The sequence below is a fragment of the Kamptonema sp. PCC 6506 genome (genome assembly GCF_000180455.1).
In the GTDB taxonomy this organism is placed as follows: domain Bacteria; phylum Cyanobacteriota; class Cyanobacteriia; order Cyanobacteriales; family Microcoleaceae; genus Kamptonema; species Kamptonema formosum.
On record NZ_CACA01000097.1, the window covers coordinates 13,738 to 31,832 of the forward strand.

An 18,095-nucleotide genomic window follows, 5' to 3' on the forward strand; every position below is an offset into this window, starting at 1 on the left:
CTAAGGATTGAGTTCGGTTGCGTAGTGTGTTTGTATTTATGTACAGGCGTCTCTCCGAATCTAAATCTCTACAACCTCTGATTCTGGAGAAGTTCATCAATGTCTATTTACGTAGGTAATCTTTCCTACCAAGTCACGTCAGAAGACCTGACCGAGGTATTTGCCGAGTACGGCACCGTAAGTCGCGTGCAGTTGCCCGTAGACCGGGAAACTGGACGGATGCGTGGTTTCGGATTCGTGGAAATGGCCAGCGAAGCGGAAGAAGCGGCTGCGATCGCAGCTCTTGATGGCGCTGAGTGGATGGGTCGCGACTTGAAGGTGAACAAGGCTAAGCCTCGCGAAGACCGCCGTTCCTCTGGCGGTGGTGGCTGGGGTAACAACAATCGCTCTTCTCGCCGCTTCTAAGATTGGGGACTGAAATTTTCAGTCTATCTAAGTTAGTCAAAGAGGACAGATGTGGGGTCTGTCCTCTTTCACGCGCGATCGCAACTGTTTAATGAAGCCAATTTAGCGTAAATTAATAATTGAGTCAGTGTATTGAGGATATAGAATGACACAAGTTGTAATAGGCGAAAATGAAGGGATTGAGTCAGCCCTCCGTCGATTTAAGCGGCAAGTTTCCAAAGCGGGCATTTTTCCAGACATGAGAAAGCACCGTCACTTTGAGACTCCCCTGGAAAAGCGCAAGCGTAAAGCGATCGCCAGACGGCCTAAGAGACGTTTTCAGCGTTCCAACTAATTCTAGAACTCGCTGGATGGCAAAAGAGCATAGAGGCTAAAAGCCATAGACTTGCGTTCCCAGGTAGAACCTGGGAACCAAATAGGGCTAGGGAAGATGGAAGAGGGGCTAGGGGCTAGGGGCTAGGGAAGAGGGAAGAGGGAAGAGGGAAAAGCTTGACGAAGTAAGGGATTATGAACCAGAGGTAACACGCTTGAGTTACCCTAACTGCTAAGAAGGTTGCTATATTAATTTTGTTAATTTTAAGAAGCTTAATTTAATTGTTAAATTTTACTGCTGACGATTCCTTCAGATTCTAACATCGCAGCGACTCGCAGGATAAGAGCTTCATTGTAAGGTGCGGCAATAATTTGTACCCCTAATGGCAAAGCATTAGGCCGCTGGATGGGTACTGAGGCGATCGGCAAACCAATAAATGAGAGAGGTTGAGTAAATATACCCAAATTGGGGCGAATTACCACTTCTTCACCTGCTATTGTCATCTTTTCAAGGCCGATGGGTGGAGCGCAAATGGGGGTTGCTGGCGCTAAAATGATGTCAACATTCTGGAAGATTTCACGGACGCGATCGCGATACCATTGTCTGAAACGCTGTGCTTGAATGTACCAAGTAGCAGGGATGAGTGCGCCTGCGAGGAAGCGATCGCGAGTGGCGGGATCGAAGTCTTGGGGGCGCGATCGCAAATTCGCTAAATGCAAATTTGCCCCTTCACAGGCCGTAATTACAAACGCCGCAGCCCTAGCCCGGTGAGCTTCTGGTATAGTCACTGTAGCCGTACAATTTAAAGCACGGGCAACGGTTTCAACGGCTGCTAAGGCCTCTGGTTCCGCACCTTGGGCAAAATAGCCATCAGCAACAGCAATTCTTAAGCCTTCAATTCCCCGGCTTAATTGGGGCAAGCATAATTCTGGGGGGCGGTTGGTACAAACGGGATCTGCCGGATCGCTGCCTTGTAATATATCATAAACCGCAGCAATATCTCTAACCGATCGCGCAAAAGGCCCGACATGATCTAAGCTTCCCACAAAGGGGTATGCGCCGGCCCTTGACAAACGGCCATAAGTAGGCTTTAAGCCAAAGATACCACAGAGAGCAGAGGGTACGCGGATGGAACCGTTGGTATCTGAACCCAGACTGAGGGGTACTAAACCTCCAGCGACGGCTGCGGCGGAACCACCACTGGAACCGCCAGCGACGCGGGTGGTATCGTGGGGGTTGCGGGTGGGGCCATAGTGGCTGTTTTCGGTGACGAAGCCGTAGGCGTACTCGTCCATATTTTGAGCGCCTACGAGTATCGCGCCTGCTTGTTTGAGTCTGGTAACAAGGGTTGCGTCGCTGGTGGCTGGAGGGGTTTCCTGGTTAATTTTAGCGCCGGCGAGGGTGGTGACTCCGGCGATGTCGAAGAGGTTTTTAACGGCGAAGGGTACGCCTGCTAAGGGGCCAGGGTTTTGATGGAGTGCGATTGCTTTATCGATTTTATCAGCATCAGCTAAGGCTGTATCAGCGGTGACAGTAGTAAAACAGTTGAGGGTTTTATCCTTAGCGGTAATGCGTTCTAAAGCGGCTGTTACGACTGCTTTAGCTGTGATTTTACCGGTTTTAATGGCTTCTGCTGTAGCGACGGCATCATCTGGGTTTGACATATCTGGGCTCATCTGCGGTTAAAAAATCAAGGCTCAAACACTGGTGCAGATTCTATTTCCTCTGGTAAGCTAAATTCTGTAACAATTTGTGCGATCGCGGTTATTCTTTCAAAATTAGCGATCGTACCGGGACGGTGTTCGGGGTTTAACGGTAGTTGGATTAGTTCGGCTGTGCGATCGACGTATTCTTCTATATTATTCATGGTTTAGTTATCCTCTTTTACTTCGGGGTTACTTAATTTTTTGTATTCCTCGGATTGTCTGATTTCATCCAATTCATCTAAGATAGATAGAGATTCATCTGGCTTGTCTGGAAAGAATTCTAAATCAATTTGAATAACAGCTTTGTTTTTTTCTGGCTCTTGTATAGAAGTTGATATTCTGATTTTACCTTCTTCCCACCCTTGAACTCCACCAACTTTCAAAAGCTTACACTCTATCGGTACAGATTTCAAGTGAATATCGTTAAAACGCAACGAAACAGGCGGAAATGATAAACTACATAAATCAGATTTAACTCTATATGCTGATGTATATTTATACCACTCCAAAAAACGAGAGAAAAATTCTGTTTTTATTAACTCCTTGAATTTCCCTCCTGTAAAGGTATCTGCATCAAACAACAAAACATCATCACTCATTAAGCGGTAAAATTCTTCACTCATAATTAAGTGGGGCTTGCCTCAGCATCACAACATTAGCATTTTTTTGTCTCGCTAGTCAAGTAAAGTAGCGAACCAGTCTAGCGATAACCGCTCTTTATCCCATTTACACATTAACAATTTCCCGCACATTCTGATCCATCTGCTCCTCAGTTATATCCAGAGAAGGCAAAGATAAAGCCTCAGCATCCATCAACTCTTTAACCTTCTCGAAAATCAAAACTTCTGCTTCTTCCTGATCCGTCAGTTTATCGTAAAAATCAGGATCGGCAAACCATTGTTCAAAAGCTATTCTTAACACACCATTCGGGTAAAACATCAAACGCCAATACTTAGAGACTCTGTTATCAACAACCTCAAATAATGGTGCAGGAGTTTGAATAGGATAATAGCTGTAGTTATCATCGCAGATATAGTACCAAAAAATTCCTTGCCATTCTCGCATAGCATAAACAATATATTCCTTACCCACAGTCAAAGGCAACTCAAGCTCTCTTGTGTAACCTCTTGCCGGATCGAGATAATTGCCAGGAAGAAATTCACCTGTATTCGCTATACACCTAACTTTCATAACCTTACTACCTACAAATTCTTGGGTGCTGTTTTAGGGTATTGTCGCTTAAACTTGAGTTCAACTTGTTGCTGAACTTGACTATTTTGAAACCAGTGTACTTGTACCGATGCTCCATTAATCATCACAGCTTGATTACTGGTCATTTTATACCAATCTTCAGGATTACCACCGTAAATTGCCACAAGCCTAGACGCATCCCCTAGCATATCGTCTGGCCCGCCTATAATTGCTCTGCAATTGCCAGCTTTAGCATCTTCTATGAGCAGTTGCTCTTGCAAATTTCTTGGAGTTTGATCGGGAATAGGAGCTTGGTTCATAATTCTAACACCTTTAGATGTTGTTTGTCAAATAAAAAACCTGGCTTGAGCTTTTAGCAGGTTCATTATCCACATCTTATTTTGTCAATTCATAATAAATCAACGGTAAATTTTACCCATATTGAAATTAGAACACTGCTCTAAAAAATGTGCTGGAATATCTCTGTTTCCTCCCCAATGAAGATGGAGATAAGAAGCGTGAACTTGATAAACTTGCCATCCTTCAGCAACCGCCGCACTTTCTCCGAACTTACCATAACGCCACATTTGATAAAGAGGCATATTAGGTTCTATGGTTAAAGACGATCGATGGAACTCGTGTCCGCAAACTTTCATCCCTGTAGATAACAGCGGACTTGCTTGTAAAGCAATTGCTTCCTGATATCCCAATGTTAACTTTTTCCCCATTACCGCTGATGTCGGCAAAATCCCTACCATTTGCCAAGAATTGCCGTCAAAATCTACAATAGAATTGCACAAATACATTAAGCCACCGCACTCGGCATAAGTTGGCATTCCAGCAACAGTAGCAGCTTTGACAGCATCGCGAACTTGCAAATTATTGCTCAATTCTTGGGCAAAAACTTCGGGGAAACCGCCGCCAAAATATAATCCTTGGATGTTATCGGGAAGTTGATTATCTGTTAGAGGACTCCAGAACACTAATTCAGCACCAAGTTCTTGTAGTAAGTCTAAATTGTCCTGATAATAGAAGCTAAAAGCGCGATCGCGAGCAACTCCAATTCGCACCAATTTTTTTTGCTTTCCCCCCTTGACAAATTCTGGCGAAGAAGTTACATTGACAGTAGGGAGACTGTGCATATATAAAAGTTGCTCAGACCCCTCATCCCCCAAATTTGTGGGTGCAGCTAACAGAGGTAAAAGTTGCTTCCAGTCAAAGCAAACAGCAGCTAAATCAGCCATTTTATCAACCAAGGAATTAAGATTACTCAATTCTTCAGTAGGGACTAAACCCAAGTGCCGATCTGGGATAGTGATATTGTCTTGACGGCGCAAAACGCCTAAAACGGGTAAACTTAGAGGTTCTAGAGCATCTTTGAGTAGTTCTAAATGGCGATCGCTACCAACTCGATTTAATACAACGCCAGCGAACTTCAGTTTTGGATCGAAACTACGATATCCGTGCGCGATCGCAGCCACAGAACCAGACAAACTGCTACAATCTATAACTAACAATACTGGCAAATCCAGTAATCGCGCGACATGAGCAGTTGAACCAAAAGAAATCAAATTATCTTGTTCTTCTTCCTTCTTCCTTCTTCCTTCTTCCTTCTTCCTTCGAGGAACCCCATCAAATAATCCCATCACTCCTTCAACTAAGGCAAATTCTGCGTCTTGACTGTGACGGGTAAAGCATTGTCGCACGTAAGATTCAGAAGTAATTACTGGGTCTAAATTGCGACAAGGACGGCCTGTAATCGACGAGTGAAACATGGGATCGATATAATCCGGGCCAACCTTAAAAGATTGAACTTTTAAACTACGACGGATTAAAAATGCTAAAATGGCGATCGCGATCGTTGTCTTCCCTGTACCGCTGCGTTCTCCCGCAATTACTAATGCCATTTGTTTCTATTTTTTTGATATAATCTAGCTGTGCTTCTCAGAATTGGTATAATATCATGTCCGCTCAATTAACAGCAATTTCTGTAGGGGCGGGTTCACCTTGATATTCAACACAAACAATAGATATAGAAAACCCGCCCCGGTCAGGTATTATGGTCAATCAACCGGACATGATATAATTTATGGTAAAAACAATTAAAATTTGAAAATAAAGCGACCTTTCAGTATTACTTACTAAGCTACTTTATCTGGTTTTATTTTCGGATGTTGCCATCACTGGAATAAGTCTAAACTCCTTTTTATACCCCCAATAAAACCCCTTTCATCAGTTCCGATCTTCAGGAGTTCTGCTGCTACACGCATACTACACGAAAACCGTCGTTGCCGACATTATGCGCGAAATTGTGGCCGCGACGGCCAGAAGCACAACTATGGTTGAACCAAGCGGCCCCACGCAGTGCCTTGCGGTCTTGAGAACCATTAAAATAGGGACTACCATCTTTAGGTAGCTTTGAGACAGTGCTTGTCCAGTTATCATCGCACCATTCCCAAACGTTACCGTGCATATCCACCAAACCCCAAGGGTTCGTATGGGTATCCTCTTTTTCCTTAACGGAATGGGTATGGCGACCCGAATTATCGTTATACCAAGTGTGTTTTTGTAACTCGCTGTCACTGTCACCAAACCAGTATTTTGTCGTTGTACCTGCACGACAAACATATTCCCATTGAGTTTCACTAGGCAGGCAAATTTTGAGCGTAAAACCTTGTTTTTTCAAGTGTTCGGTGAGTTTTTGACAAAATTCCAAAGCCTGATGCCAATTAACATTCTCCACAGGGTGATTTTCCTTCGCACTACCTGAGAACTTAGAAGGATTTTTACCCATGACAGCCTGATATTGGTCTTGGGTAATGGGATATTTTCCCATCCGAAACTCAGAGATATTTACGGTGTGTTCTCCCTCCATTTTTAATACCCCAGCGGGAATCGAAACCAATTCTATAGTTTGATTGTTTGGCAAAGGTAAAATCAAGGCACGACGACGCTCTTCTTCCTCAGCACATTTACGAGCAGTTTCCGCCTCGCGAAGTTTACGCTCTTCTTCCTCAGCACGTTTACGGGCAGCTTCCGCCTCACGAAGTTTACGCTCTTCTTCCTCAGCACGTTTACGGGCAGTTTCCGCCTCACGAAGTTTACGCTCTTCTTCCTCAGCACGTTTACGGGCAGTTTCCGCCTCGCGAAGTTTACGCTCTTCCTCTTCTTTACGGCGAATATCATTCCATTGCCGTTGCAAAGCATCTCGTTTATTACTGAGGTGCCCTAATGTCACCGCTTGATTATAGTTAGCCAGGGCGATTTCATAGTTGTTTAATTTCAGGTAAGCATCACCCCGTAAATCGTAATATTCAGCACGATGGGGTTGGAGGGCTGTAGCTTTATCCAAATCGGCAACAGCACTAGCATAGTCTTGTAATCCATAACAGGCTACGGCACTTTGATAGTAAGCATCTGCGTGGGGATTGATGGAAATAGTGCGGTCAAAATCAAGACGAGCTAAGTCATAATGTTGCGCCTGTAAATGTTCCATGCCGCGCTGAAAACAGGACAAAGAAATATTTAGAAAATGGGATTCTCCTAAAACTTGTAAACAAGCATTGAGAGATTCGACAAAGGTCGCATCTTCAGGCAGGAGCATTTTACCAATGTCAGTAATGGTATCGGTACTAGAGTTAATACCTCGTTGTTTTAACCAAGTTTGCATAACAGCTTGTACCTGGTTACTAAAACCATAGCGTGAGGGTACAGACTGCAAAATTTTAGCCCAAGCTAGGCGCAATTCCAGCATCGCGGCGGGTTCAAATTGCTCCAAACCATCAAATAGAGCATTACAGTAGTTAATTACGGCTGTGGTTAAAGAGAGACGCTCTCGATCGGAAAGATTAGCTTCATCAAATAAATCAGGTAATAATGAGGGTAAAAGAGGTAATTGACGTTGGGGAGCATAGATCAAGAAATATTCATCTGTCACCATCCCCACATGAATACAGTGGAGAATTTCCATATAGTGAGTGAAGGCTTCCCGATTGCGGCGACTAAATTCGGCTTTCTCAAAGTCGGTTTGTACTTCTCGCCCTTGCTCTTGCCATTGTGGGAATAATGTTTGGGAAATTTCCCCTATAGCATCTTGCCAACGCAGTTTACGGACAACGGTTTCAAAACGGGCATCATCAAAATCATTATTCCAGAAACCGATATTCATATTGAAAAAAGATTCTTCGACTTCCGTTTCCAAAACTATGACAGGAATAGAAGACAGTTCGCTAAAGATTTGATTAACCGCAGACTCAGCACGACGATTTTTTGTCACCCATTCCCCAGCCATAAATTTGACGGGACGTTGATTCAAGGTATATCGTTTGAACAGTTCCCGTAATGCTCCAGAAATGGTGGATTCCATCATGGGAAATTGACTTTGGGTAGTGGCATTGGGTAGGGGATCGTAACGCAATACTGGGGGTGAAAAGAAGACGGTAAGAGGCATTTCTGGGCGATTGTGAACGGTTTGAATGATGTCATCAGCTACGGCAAAAACGGGGCTATTGCGATCGCGTTTAGCATCATCACGGTTTTGTTTATCTCGTTGTCGGGTAATTTGAGCATCAAGAAAGCGAATTTCTAGGGCAAATTGGCGATCGCTTTCAGTTTTCCAACGTTGAAAGGCGATACTATCAGCTTGGAGAGCAATTTGTACTTCTGCTTTAAATTTTTCGATCGCTTGGGTAAATTCCCTTTGTTTTTCTGCTTCTAGGGATTGAAATGCTTGACGCATTTTTTCTTGTCTGAGGAGGGTTTCCGCTTCTATGGATTTGAGAGCTAAACTAAATTCTTTATCTTCTTGACGTTCCTTAGCTCTCACTGTTTGACGCATCATTTCCATTTTAGCATCAAATTCCATGCGTTTAATTGTTAATTCTTTAGCGTCACTGTCTCCTTTTTGAAAGTTTGCTATAAATGCCATTTGGTTGCTGATGGCAAGGCTTTGATTCACTCCCATTAATGCGGGGGCGACTCTACTGGCTATTTTGGCAATACCACCAACTATAGTTCCGAGAATATCCATAAATAAACTCCTGGTTTGCTCTAAAAATATTGACTAAAGCGTGTCAACTTAAGCTGAAACCCGCCAATCCGCTAGGGGTTTTAATCCCTGACAGACTGATGGATTACCGTTAACTGTTAACCGTTAACAAGCTACCAATCTCTACATCGCCGCTAGTTATAATTTTTGCTAAAACTCCAGTTTGTGCGTGACCAAACTGCTGTTGTAGCAAAGATAAAAGAGGTAAATCGCGATTTCCCGTATCAGGATCGACTTCAATATTAGGACAACGACCAATTTTTGCACTTACTAAAATTCGCGCCGATCCTAATTGAAATTCCTTACCCATCCAGTTAAATTCTTCCCAAGCTGGAACCCCATCGATAACAATATTAGGGCGAAAGCGACGAACATCAACAAAATTTCCCGCAACTTCGCTTAAATTATCTAGAGTTGCTTGACTTAATATGGAAATATGCACGGGTTCGCGATCTGGGTAGCGGGTTTCACCGCTGCTATCGCCTACTAAAAGTAAAGGCGATCGTGTTGGATGACGCGCTTCTTTAGTTGGTTCAAGCTTACTAATATATTCAGTGAAAAAGCTGCCAATACGATCGCGCCCATTTGTTGTTTTTGTTTCTGCTTCCAACACTGTAACGCCTTCCCGTTTTACTGTCAAAATCCCTGTTTCTGGTTGATAGTGACATTTTAATGCTGCTAAAAGAGGCCAGTCATTTTGAACAGCAAAATGTTTCTTACTCATCCAAGGAATATTTTCTAGCACAGGCATTTCACCTGCCTTAATACTATCTGTAAACATCAAAGCAAAAGCTCGATCGCCCTTAATACCATGTCCCTCTGTCAACAATATGCGATCGCACTCATAGGGTGTTAGCCCCTTAATAGGATGAGAAAATAATTGTTTGACGGTTATGGATTTCATTTGTCTACTTACAGCTAGAGTGATTAGATTTGTCTTACAAATGAGCTAACTTTGGGCTTTAGGTAACTGCGTCTTATTTTCTGATGCTACAGCTAAGTTTTGCAGATAGAAACCACCGACACCGAGCAAAAATAAGACATAACTCACTGCTTGTACGAGATAGAGTCGCTCTCTATATCCAAACAGAGTTTTCAACAGGATACCAGGAAATTGACCATCCGGCAAGATATGAGTTGCATTCCAAACCATCGGCCCTAAAATACAGGAGTGAACTTCAGCCATCCGATTTGAATAGAAACACAGGACTTCAGCATTATTTTGAATCTGGGCATAAGCATTAACAGCCTTGTCTAAATGTCCTACCATTGATACTACCAAACCTGCTACAATAAAGAGTAAGAAAATTCCCATAACTTGGAAAAACTGGCGGAGATTAATTTTAACTCCCAATTTGAACAAGAGCACGCCTATAACTACAGCCATCACTAAACCTGCTAAAGCGCCAAAAGCTGGAACTAAGCCTTGTTGAAATTTGGCAGTGATAAATAAAACAGTTTCAAAACCTTCGCGGAGGACAGCAATAAAAATTAAAGTAAATATTCCCCAACCAGCATTACTATCTTGTTTTAAAACTGTTGTCACTGCACCTTCCACTTCAGATTTCAGAAATCGTGCTTGTTGAGTCATCCAAATTAGCATCCAACTCAGCATCGCGATCGCAATTGCACCAAAGCTAGCTTCTAGCAATTGCTTCATGACGGGAGTATAAGGTCGATCGGAGTTAGAAACTACTTGTAATAAAAAACTGAATAATACTCCCACTAAACCACTAGCAGCAATTCCTACTCCCACACCGCTATACACCCAAGAATTGAGATAACTTTGCTGAGCTTTTTGCAAGCAAGCAAGTACAATTCCGACTACTAAGGCTGCTTCGACTCCTTCGCGCAGAGTAATTAAAAATGTTGGTATAGCTTCACTAAAATTCATTATTTTTGTTATTTGTTATTTGTTGGTTGTTAGCGGTCAGTATCTTTTTAAGGGCAACTAACCACTAACACAGTTAACGGTTAACAGTTAACAATTAACAGTTAACCATTAACAATCAACTAAAATCCCGCAACATCTTTTTTAGTTCAACCTGATGCAGTTCTTCTTGACCAATTAGAGTTCGGGTAAATTCTTCTAAATAAACGCTGGCATCTTCTACAACTTCGAGCAAATCCTTGTAGATACTCAGCGCTTTTTTCTCATGGTTTAGACTCTCCTCTAAAAGGTCTCTAATCGAGTGCTTATAGGTTTCTTCAATGGGAGCAATTTTCTGGCTAGGATGCCCCTCTAAACCTGTAAGAATTTCTCCTACCTGTTGAGCGTGGAGCAAAGATTCAGTTGCTTGTCCCTGAAAAAACTGTACAATGGGAATGCGGTTGGGCCCTGTTACCATCAGTGCATAGTGAGTATAGCGAACGACACCAGCTAGTTCACACTCCATAATGGAAATTAGCAGTTCAATGGTTTTCTTTTGGTCAAGTTCTCTCATTTGTTGTACTTGGTATTAGAACGTAACGAAAGTAAAAAATTGGAGGTCAGGAGTTTCGATTGAAGAGCAATCGTTATTTTGTCCCTGTTTTCCCTCATACTATATCAAGCATTAAACCATTAATAATTTTTAATGTAATATTTTTACGGATTGTTTTAATAATAGCCCTGCGTCGTCAATAATTGGTAATAATTTTGAACATATTTCTCAATTATCTTAATCGGGAAGGTGACTAGATCGGTAGCGATCGCACTGTTAGCCGAACTCTACGTTAAGATTTTAGTCAGTATGACCCATCACACACTAATCCTACTACCAGAGGTTGCGCGATCGCCCTAGCATTATTATGAATATGGAGGTTGTGCTGCTGATAAAGTACGATCGCGAGTTCTCTCCGCACATCAGCTTCAGTCAGGGGCAAGTTATCGGGAAGGTCGATCGTAATTTGCATGATTTATGGTACTTTTTAATTTCAATTGTCTCTTAAGTGCGCTCGCAAAACATAACTGATAAATATATAAACTCTGCTTAAAAGCCAGCAACAAGAGCAGTTAAATTCTGCTCGGAAACTGACTCGAATGGACAAGCAAGTATCCGAACTGCGGTAGTAGCTAAGTGTCTAAAAATGCGATTGGAAGAACCTAGAGCACCGTGAGCGCCACCTTCAAAGCAAAGAATACCAGAGCCGAGAACATCTGCGGCACTCAATGCACCTTCGATAACGCTCTCAGAGTATTCTAACGGAATTCCGGCGCACACTTCATCAACGCTTGCAGCCAGCGACCAATCAACAGGATTTCCTGTATCTGTAGAAGTTGCAACTTTGATAGAAAATTCTCCTGAATTTGTGGGCGTAAACTCAGACTCTAGGAGTCCGTAGATAAAGCGACCTCCTGTTGGAATAAACATCTCAATAGCTGTGCGCCGCACTTCAGAAATATCAATTTTTTTCGCATCTTTTTTAGTCCGTGACAAAACCTTGACTACTGGATAGTTTAGTTCTGGCAATGTACCCAGCCAAATCCGTGCTTTGCGGTATCTACTCAGATTAAGAACAATTAATTTACCTGTTGACTCCCCAAGCGTTACGCCAGTTGTGATTAAACTCATCGGGAAAAGCCTCTATTACTTCTGGACGATCGATTCGGTTTTTATCGCTCGATTTAATGCTACAATCAAACAGCCTTACCCTTAAAAAAAAAGATAAGGGAAAAAACCCTTTTTAAGGGGATTGGAGACTCTTTATCCACAGCCAACCGCAATGAAGGTCGCCGTATTCAGCACGAAATCCTACGATCGCCAGTTTCTCTCCGTCGCCAACGAGAAACATGGACACGAGTTAGTATTTCTAGAACCGCGCATAAACTTGGAAACTAGCGTCTTAGCTGCTGGATTTCCCGTCATCTGCATTTTTGTCAACGATCTCCTAGATGCGACAATCTTAGCAGCGATCGCCAGCCAAGGAACTCGTTTAATCGCCCTCCGTTCTGCCGGATTCAATCATGTAGACTTGAGCGCAGCGCAGGAACTAGGACTTACCGTCGTGCGAGTACCCGCTTATTCTCCTTACGCCGTTGCTGAACACGCAGTTGGCATGATGTTGGCACTCAACCGCAAAATTCACCGCGCCTACAACCGGGTTCGCGAAGGTAACTTCGCCCTCGATGGCCTTTTGGGTTTTGACCTACACGGACGAACGGCGGGAATCGTCGGTACGGGTAAAATTGGAGCACTGACAGCCAAAATTCTCAGCGGATTTGGCATGAAACTGCTAGGATATGACGTTTTCCAAAGCCCTGAATGCCTAAATTTAGGTATGGAATACGTTTCCTTATCCGAACTCTTTGCTCGCTCTGACATTATCAGCCTTCACTGTCCCCTGACCCACGAAACTTACCACCTGATCGACGATGAAGCTCTTGCTCAGATGAAAGATGGGGTAATGGTAATCAATACCAGTCGCGGCGCTTTAATTGACGCTGAAGCCGCGACAAAAGCACTAAAATCCGGTAAAATCGGCTATCTCGGCTTAGATGTTTACGAGCAAGAGAGCGATCTGTTCTTTGAAAATTTGTCTGAATACGTGATTCAGGACGATGTGTTTCAACGCCTGCTCACGTTCCCCAACGTGCTAATCACGGGTCATCAAGCTTTCTTCACCGAGGAAGCTTTGCGGAATATTGCCGAGACAACTCTGGCCAATATCACGGACTTTGAACAAGATCGCCCTTGTGCTAATGAAGTCAGCGTTGAGCGGTTGCGGAAATAAATTAAAGCTGCAACTACCTTCGCTACAATATCATCGCTCGACTTGGCTGCAATCGAGCAGCCAAGATCGTCACAAAGGTAGATACACAGCTAGGGATTAATCCCAGCCTTGGCTTGTAGGAGAGCGCTCTCTCTCCCCAGACAGATTAATATTTTAATTGGGTTAAAACCCGATTAAAAACCTCTGTTTATAATCTCCCTTTCCTTAAACCGAGTATGTTAAGTTAGATAATTAACAACAGTTTGGCAATGTTGTTGCTCTCATGCTAATTTTCTGAAAATTAGATTGCTAGCAATTCTTATTTTTTCAATCCACGTCGCAAGTGAGGAAGTATAAAATGACTCAAGCCAACCCTTCTGATGAAACTGAACTGAAAACTGCAACGGCTCAAGTAGAGATTAACCTCGAAAAACCCGGTGCTATAGCTGCACTACCTCCCGCAAAGGACTCAGCAGCTCAGTTGCAGCAGATCAAAGACCAAGTTTTCTCTGTTTTGTCTGAACTGCCGGCTTATGTATCCAATTTTTTTCAAGAATACCAAAAAGCGCTTATTACTATTGGTTTGATTGCGGCAGGCGGCATCACGATTAAAGTAACTCTAGCAGTGTTGGATTCGCTTAACGATATTCCTCTACTATCGACCACCTTTGAGTTAGTTGGTATGGGATATACTGGTTGGTTTGTTTACCGCTACTTGCTCCGCGCTTCTAACCGTCAAGAATTGTCTGCGGAAATTGAATCTTTCAAAGAACAAGTTCTCGGCAAGTAATTAATTTTGAGTTTTGAGTTGGGAGTTTTAAATTTTGAATTAAAGACAATTGCCAACTCACTCGCCGTAATTGCGGTTTTTAGCCATGAGTTTTGCATAATTTATAACTCAAAACTCAAAACTCCCAAGGCGGCTCAAAACTCAAAACTGTCTGTAAGTTGTTTGAGAGTAGCAGTGAAGTCTGGGTAAGAGATAGAGGCGGCTTCGGCGCGGTGAATGGCGGTAATACCAGAAGCATTGAGGGCCGCGATCGCGAGACTCATAGCAATCCGATGATCGGTGTGACTGTCAAGGTCTGTACCCGTCAAAGCTGTCCCCCCAGCGATTTCTAAACCATCGGGTAATTCTGTAATCTGAGCTCCCATGCGGTTGAGCTGGCTTGCCATCACAGCTAAGCGATCGCTCTCTTTGACCCGCAACTCCGCCGCATCCCGAATTGTTGTAGTCCCTTCGGCAAAGATCGCCGCTACTGCTAAAATCGGGATTTCGTCAATCAAGCGAGGGATTAAGTCACCCGAAATGGTACAACCCTTAAGTTTTCCACTATTGCGGACAACAATATCGGCGACGGGTTCTCCAGCTACTAACCGCTGATTTTGTAGCTCAATGTTAGCTCCCATCATCGCCAAAGCTTCTAAAATGCCAGTACGAGTAGGATTAACCCCAACATTCTCAATAGTTAGCTCCGAATCGGGGACAATAGCTCCCGCTACCAGCCAAAAGGCTGCGGAACTGATGTCACCAGGGACAATTACGGCTTGACCTTGCAGTTTCGCCGGGCCCGTAACTGTCACGCTGCAAGTATCGGGATCGACACTAACTTTAGCTCCAAAAGCTTGTAGCATCCTTTCGCTATGATCCCGCGAAAGAGCCGGTTCTGTCACCGTTGTTTCTCCCTCTGCCATTAAACCAGCCAACAAAATGCAGGATTTGACTTGAGCTGAAGCAATGGGAGAATGGTAGTGAATGGGTTTTAGCCGTTGTCCGAGTACGGCTAGGGGGGCCAGAGAGTGGCTTTCTCTACCCCAAATTTGAGCCCCCATTTGTTGCAGGGGTTTGACAACGCGGGACATAGGACGCGATCGCATGGAACTATCCCCCGTTACCGTAAAAAAACGTCCGGGGTGAGAAGCTAAAATTCCCATCATTAGCCGCATGGTAGTACCGGAGTTACCAGTGTCTAAGATATCCTTCGGTTCCCGTAACTCGCCGAGTCCAAAGCCTTTAACCCGCACTAATTCGGCATTCAGTTTAGAAATTTCCGCTCCCATCGAGGCGAAACATTTAGCAGTGCTGCGGGGGTCTTCCCCTAAAAGCAGTCCCTCGATAGTAGTTTCTCCAGAAGCGATCGCTCCTAACATTAAAGCTCGATGAGAAATAGATTTATCCCCCGGAATTCGGATGCGGCCTTGTAGCGACAGACCCAATGGGGGTTTTTGAATTATTAAAGTTTCATTTTCAGTGGTTTTCGCAGTGACGATGACTGGTGGCATTGAGATAAACTGGTGTGGGACTGCGTTAGCTATCGTACCGCTTTCCCAGTCATTAAAGTGCGATCGCTACTCAGTTGTGAGTCCTGATTGAAAAATCAAGGCTTAGAACTCAAGACTCAGGGCTCAGGGCTCAGAGTTCAGGACTTACAACTCACATCACAACTCAGGACTTAGGACTCAGGACTCAGGACTACTGAATGACTAATTACCCCCAAGAACGCTCAAATTTTATGCTGACCCATCACCGCAAGCCTGTAAGTCTTTCGCTAGTATCTACAGACTTACCACTATGGTCAGTCGTTGAAACCGCTGCCACACTCTATCAAAAAGACCGCGATCGATTCCACTTGCTGTTACACGAACCAGCAATTATTGACAAGGAACCTCAAGGTTTTACCTCTGAGGACATTGCTACTTTACCACCCGTCACAAAACCCCGACTTCTGTGGTTAGAAGTTTCCCCTTTCCGAGTGATTATGACGATGCAAGGAAATGGAAATTACAGTTACCGCCACCTCTGGGAGCGGGAAATGTACGGTCTTAGTCGCTATTGGCTCCAGAGCGACTCATTCATAACTCCCGGACAATTGCGGCTCCGTAATTTCACCCGCAAGTTGATTTTAACAGGACGACCTTTACCAGAACATCTGCGGTTAGAATATGAGCTATGGTCGGAAAAAATTCAATTGGGACACTATGTTTTAAATTTAGAAATTCATCATTGAATTGTTAGTGGTTAGTTGTTAGTGGTTAGTTGTTAGTTGTTAGTTGTTAGTTGTTAGTGGTGGATTGTTGTTTGTTCGTTGTTAAACTTAGGTATTCGTTGTCATTGCGAGCGTAGCGAAGCAATCGCAATAGGTCGATATCGCTTCGACGTGCTAATGGCTAAGAATGATATACTCTTTCTCTGATAGATGAGGTATGTAGTTGGGCTTTAGTCCTCCGATCGTGGTTATATAGAATATATATAGCTAGCGACTCCTATACCTTGCGATTGCTTCGCTACGCTCGCAATGACCACGAACAACTAGCAACGAACAACCAACAACCAACAACTAACAACCAACAACCAACAACCAACAGCTAACCACTAACAACCAACAACTAACCACTAACAACCAACAATTACCTATTTACTACAGTAAACCGCAAGTTCACCAGTCAAGTTATCTTGATTTTTAGCAGCTTTATTGGCAGCTTGACCTGCTTTAGTTACATCCCGCTTAGCCTTTTCGATCTGCTCTCGACCCTCTGAGGTAGTCGGGGCATTTTTCCCCCTATCGAGAGCTTTAGCCATGTCGCTAAGTGATTTGCCGAGTTCTCTGAATTCTGCGCTCAATCGACTCTGAAACCCTTTGAGATTTGTTTCCGTCAATTCTAAAGTGTCTAAGTCTTTTGCCGTTTGATTGAGAGCATTAGCAAGATTTTTGATACTTCCTACATCGCTGTTATCTTTTTTAGAATCAATGAGAGCATTTCCTTTATTGACTACTTGAATAAGTTTTTTACATTGGGCAACTTTACTCTCACCGCACGCAGTCAAGAGCAAATAGCAAGCAGCTATTGCTATAATCATGCTAGCCTGTTTGCGAACAACCTTCATAAAGTCTCTCCTGGAAAAAGGTTATAGAAGAAAGAACAAGGATTTAATATAAGTTGAATTAGAAATTATGGTCAAAAACAGCAACAATATAGAGAATAGCAGAATTTTGGGATATCTCACTGTGATTATCCCTATTTCCTTCGGCGTGATTGCTACTCTAGAATCCTGGCGTTTCTTGCTGGCGATCGCACTTATAGGCGGAGTTGGCTGGGCCTGGAGACGCTATCAGCGACAGCAGCAACACAAACTAGCTCATTTGGATGCGGTTTTTTATCGGTTAATTCAAGAAAATCAAGGGCGAGTTACTGCTTTAGATTTGGCGATGAATGCTAAGTTTTCAGGTACACAGGTTCAGCGGTATTTAGATGAACGAGCTAAAGAATTTGCGGCTGAATTTGAAGTTACTGAGCAAGGGGGAATAATATATTATTTTCAAACTGCCCAATCTGTGAACAAAACTGAAGATGATGATTTGGTAAATGATTTACCCCTTACAGTGAATCCGCCATTAGAGCATACTCTGAATCGTTCAGATGAGGCTATTATCAAAAATTTGTCTATAACTCCTGTGGAAGTTAGAAGTCAGCAGGAAGAGAAGCGTAAAAGTCCTCAATTATTCCCACTTTCCCCAGGTAAGGAAGTTGAAAAATCACAAATTTTATTAACTCAGGTAGAACTTGCTAATCGGTTAAATGTCCATCCTACTACTGTTAGTAAGTGGAAGGTCAAGGCTGAGTTTTCTGAATGGAGTTGTCAGAGAGATCCAGAGGCGATTGCTTGGCAATATTGTATGGAAAATAAGCGTTTTTTTCCCAGGAGTTAGATGGGTTGACTAATTTCTGGTATTTGTTGTAA

At 43.3% G+C, this 18,095-nt stretch carries 20 protein-coding genes; 6 read left to right on the forward strand and 14 right to left on the reverse strand.

The annotated features are described in order from the left end of the window. Positions 1–99 precede the first annotated feature (99 nt). Positions 100–405 carry an RNA recognition motif domain-containing protein gene (locus OSCI_RS05375; protein ID WP_007353850.1) on the forward strand — a complete coding sequence of 102 codons (306 nt, stop codon included), beginning with the start codon at positions 100–102 and terminating at the stop codon, positions 403–405. Between the two features lie 145 nt (positions 406–550). Continuing rightward, positions 551–739, forward strand: coding sequence for a 30S ribosomal protein S21 (rpsU, locus tag OSCI_RS28210; RefSeq protein WP_007353851.1), 189 nt, complete (start codon positions 551–553; stop codon positions 737–739). A gap of 263 nt (positions 740–1,002) precedes the next feature. Here the strand turns inward: rpsU and OSCI_RS05380 are convergent, their stop codons facing one another. The 12 genes from OSCI_RS05380 to OSCI_RS05425 form a co-directional block, all read right to left on the reverse strand. Further along, on the reverse strand, positions 1,003–2,382 hold the full coding sequence (locus tag OSCI_RS05380) for an Asp-tRNA(Asn)/Glu-tRNA(Gln) amidotransferase GatCAB subunit A (RefSeq protein WP_019487747.1): 1,380 nt from the start codon (positions 2,380–2,382) through the stop codon (positions 1,003–1,005). A gap of 26 nt (positions 2,383–2,408) precedes the next feature. After that, the gene (locus tag OSCI_RS28215) at positions 2,409–2,585 is read right to left on the reverse strand and encodes a DUF4089 domain-containing protein (RefSeq protein WP_007353853.1); all 177 of its coding nucleotides are present in this window, start codon (positions 2,583–2,585) and stop codon (positions 2,409–2,411) included. A gap of 3 nt (positions 2,586–2,588) precedes the next feature. Further along, entirely contained in the window at positions 2,589–3,047 is a 459-nt protein-coding gene (locus OSCI_RS05385; RefSeq protein WP_007353854.1) for a KGK domain-containing protein, read from the reverse strand. Between the two features lie 103 nt (positions 3,048–3,150). After that, positions 3,151–3,615: a hypothetical protein gene (locus OSCI_RS05390; RefSeq protein WP_007353855.1), complete on the reverse strand. Its 465-nt coding sequence runs from the start codon at positions 3,613–3,615 to the stop codon at positions 3,151–3,153. Positions 3,616–3,626: 11 nt separating this feature from the next. Further along, the gene (locus tag OSCI_RS05395; protein ID WP_007353856.1) at positions 3,627–3,935 is read right to left on the reverse strand and encodes a hypothetical protein; all 309 of its coding nucleotides are present in this window, start codon (positions 3,933–3,935) and stop codon (positions 3,627–3,629) included. A gap of 99 nt (positions 3,936–4,034) precedes the next feature. Continuing rightward, complete coding sequence (locus tag OSCI_RS05400; RefSeq protein ID WP_007353857.1) at positions 4,035–5,522, reverse strand: cobyrinate a,c-diamide synthase; 1,488 nt, start codon at positions 5,520–5,522, stop codon at positions 4,035–4,037. Positions 5,523–5,875: 353 nt separating this feature from the next. Continuing rightward, positions 5,876–8,644, reverse strand: a complete 2,769-nt coding sequence (locus tag OSCI_RS05405; protein ID WP_007353858.1) for an SUMF1/EgtB/PvdO family nonheme iron enzyme — start codon at positions 8,642–8,644, stop codon at positions 5,876–5,878. Positions 8,645–8,753: 109 nt separating this feature from the next. Continuing rightward, positions 8,754–9,566, reverse strand: a complete 813-nt coding sequence (locus tag OSCI_RS05410; RefSeq protein ID WP_007353859.1) for an MOSC domain-containing protein — start codon at positions 9,564–9,566, stop codon at positions 8,754–8,756. A gap of 45 nt (positions 9,567–9,611) precedes the next feature. Then, a complete protein-coding gene (locus OSCI_RS05415; RefSeq protein ID WP_007353860.1) occupies positions 9,612–10,556 on the reverse strand; it encodes an FTR1 family iron permease in 945 nt (314 codons plus the stop codon). Between the two features lie 115 nt (positions 10,557–10,671). Next, entirely contained in the window at positions 10,672–11,106 is a 435-nt protein-coding gene (locus tag OSCI_RS05420) for a ferritin-like domain-containing protein (RefSeq protein ID WP_007353861.1), read from the reverse strand. Positions 11,107–11,389: 283 nt separating this feature from the next. Continuing rightward, positions 11,390–11,557 carry a hypothetical protein gene (locus OSCI_RS30570; RefSeq protein ID WP_007353862.1) on the reverse strand — a complete coding sequence of 56 codons (168 nt, stop codon included), beginning with the start codon at positions 11,555–11,557 and terminating at the stop codon, positions 11,390–11,392. Between the two features lie 77 nt (positions 11,558–11,634). Then, a complete protein-coding gene (locus OSCI_RS05425) occupies positions 11,635–12,216 on the reverse strand; it encodes a hypothetical protein (protein ID WP_007353863.1) in 582 nt (193 codons plus the stop codon). A 151-nt stretch (positions 12,217–12,367) separates the two neighbouring features. Here OSCI_RS05425 and OSCI_RS05430 point away from each other — a divergent pair, with 151 nt between their 5' ends. Continuing rightward, positions 12,368–13,375, forward strand: a complete 1,008-nt coding sequence (locus OSCI_RS05430; RefSeq protein ID WP_007353864.1) for a 2-hydroxyacid dehydrogenase — start codon at positions 12,368–12,370, stop codon at positions 13,373–13,375. Positions 13,376–13,712: 337 nt separating this feature from the next. After that, complete coding sequence (locus OSCI_RS05435) at positions 13,713–14,144, forward strand: CAAD domain-containing protein (protein ID WP_007353865.1); 432 nt, start codon at positions 13,713–13,715, stop codon at positions 14,142–14,144. A gap of 134 nt (positions 14,145–14,278) precedes the next feature. On the opposite strand, the gene aroA is transcribed toward OSCI_RS05435, so the two are convergent. Beyond that, a complete protein-coding gene (gene aroA, locus OSCI_RS05440; RefSeq protein WP_007353866.1) occupies positions 14,279–15,637 on the reverse strand; it encodes a 3-phosphoshikimate 1-carboxyvinyltransferase in 1,359 nt (452 codons plus the stop codon). A 230-nt stretch (positions 15,638–15,867) separates the two neighbouring features. On the opposite strand from aroA, the gene OSCI_RS05445 reads away from it, so the two are divergent. Next, positions 15,868–16,362, forward strand: a complete 495-nt coding sequence (locus OSCI_RS05445) for a hypothetical protein (RefSeq protein WP_007353867.1) — start codon at positions 15,868–15,870, stop codon at positions 16,360–16,362. Positions 16,363–16,766: 404 nt separating this feature from the next. On the opposite strand, the gene OSCI_RS05450 is transcribed toward OSCI_RS05445, so the two are convergent. Continuing rightward, on the reverse strand, positions 16,767–17,240 hold the full coding sequence (locus OSCI_RS05450; RefSeq protein WP_007353868.1) for a hypothetical protein: 474 nt from the start codon (positions 17,238–17,240) through the stop codon (positions 16,767–16,769). A 67-nt stretch (positions 17,241–17,307) separates the two neighbouring features. Here OSCI_RS05450 and OSCI_RS05455 point away from each other — a divergent pair, with 67 nt between their 5' ends. Beyond that, complete coding sequence (locus OSCI_RS05455) at positions 17,308–18,063, forward strand: hypothetical protein (RefSeq protein ID WP_007353869.1); 756 nt, start codon at positions 17,308–17,310, stop codon at positions 18,061–18,063. The last annotated feature ends 32 nt before the right edge of the window (positions 18,064–18,095 follow it).

Coding starts and splice junctions, on each gene's coding strand:
- OSCI_RS05450 (WP_007353868.1), bottom strand. CDS start 17,240: ATGAAGGTTGTTCGCAAACAGGCTAGCATGATTATAGCAATAGCTGCT.
- OSCI_RS28215 (WP_007353853.1), bottom strand. CDS start 2,585: ATGAATAATATAGAAGAATACGTCGATCGCACAGCCGAACTAATCCAA.
- OSCI_RS30570 (WP_007353862.1), bottom strand. CDS start 11,557: ATGCAAATTACGATCGACCTTCCCGATAACTTGCCCCTGACTGAAGCT.
- OSCI_RS05425 (WP_007353863.1), bottom strand. CDS start 12,216: ATGAGTTTAATCACAACTGGCGTAACGCTTGGGGAGTCAACAGGTAAA.
- OSCI_RS05410 (WP_007353859.1), bottom strand. CDS start 9,566: ATGAAATCCATAACCGTCAAACAATTATTTTCTCATCCTATTAAGGGG.
- OSCI_RS05435 (WP_007353865.1), top strand. CDS start 13,713: ATGACTCAAGCCAACCCTTCTGATGAAACTGAACTGAAAACTGCAACG.
- OSCI_RS05395 (WP_007353856.1), bottom strand. CDS start 3,935: ATGAACCAAGCTCCTATTCCCGATCAAACTCCAAGAAATTTGCAAGAG.
- OSCI_RS05420 (WP_007353861.1), bottom strand. CDS start 11,106: ATGAGAGAACTTGACCAAAAGAAAACCATTGAACTGCTAATTTCCATT.
- OSCI_RS05445 (WP_007353867.1), top strand. CDS start 15,868: ATGCTGACCCATCACCGCAAGCCTGTAAGTCTTTCGCTAGTATCTACA.
- OSCI_RS05385 (WP_007353854.1), bottom strand. CDS start 3,047: ATGAGTGAAGAATTTTACCGCTTAATGAGTGATGATGTTTTGTTGTTT.
- OSCI_RS05390 (WP_007353855.1), bottom strand. CDS start 3,615: ATGAAAGTTAGGTGTATAGCGAATACAGGTGAATTTCTTCCTGGCAAT.
- OSCI_RS05375 (WP_007353850.1), top strand. CDS start 100: ATGTCTATTTACGTAGGTAATCTTTCCTACCAAGTCACGTCAGAAGAC.
- aroA (WP_007353866.1), bottom strand. CDS start 15,637: ATGCCACCAGTCATCGTCACTGCGAAAACCACTGAAAATGAAACTTTA.
- OSCI_RS05455 (WP_007353869.1), top strand. CDS start 17,308: ATGGTCAAAAACAGCAACAATATAGAGAATAGCAGAATTTTGGGATAT.
- OSCI_RS05380 (WP_019487747.1), bottom strand. CDS start 2,382: ATGTCAAACCCAGATGATGCCGTCGCTACAGCAGAAGCCATTAAAACC.
- OSCI_RS05405 (WP_007353858.1), bottom strand. CDS start 8,644: ATGGATATTCTCGGAACTATAGTTGGTGGTATTGCCAAAATAGCCAGT.
- rpsU (WP_007353851.1), top strand. CDS start 551: ATGACACAAGTTGTAATAGGCGAAAATGAAGGGATTGAGTCAGCCCTC.
- OSCI_RS05400 (WP_007353857.1), bottom strand. CDS start 5,522: ATGGCATTAGTAATTGCGGGAGAACGCAGCGGTACAGGGAAGACAACG.
- OSCI_RS05430 (WP_007353864.1), top strand. CDS start 12,368: ATGAAGGTCGCCGTATTCAGCACGAAATCCTACGATCGCCAGTTTCTC.
- OSCI_RS05415 (WP_007353860.1), bottom strand. CDS start 10,556: ATGAATTTTAGTGAAGCTATACCAACATTTTTAATTACTCTGCGCGAA.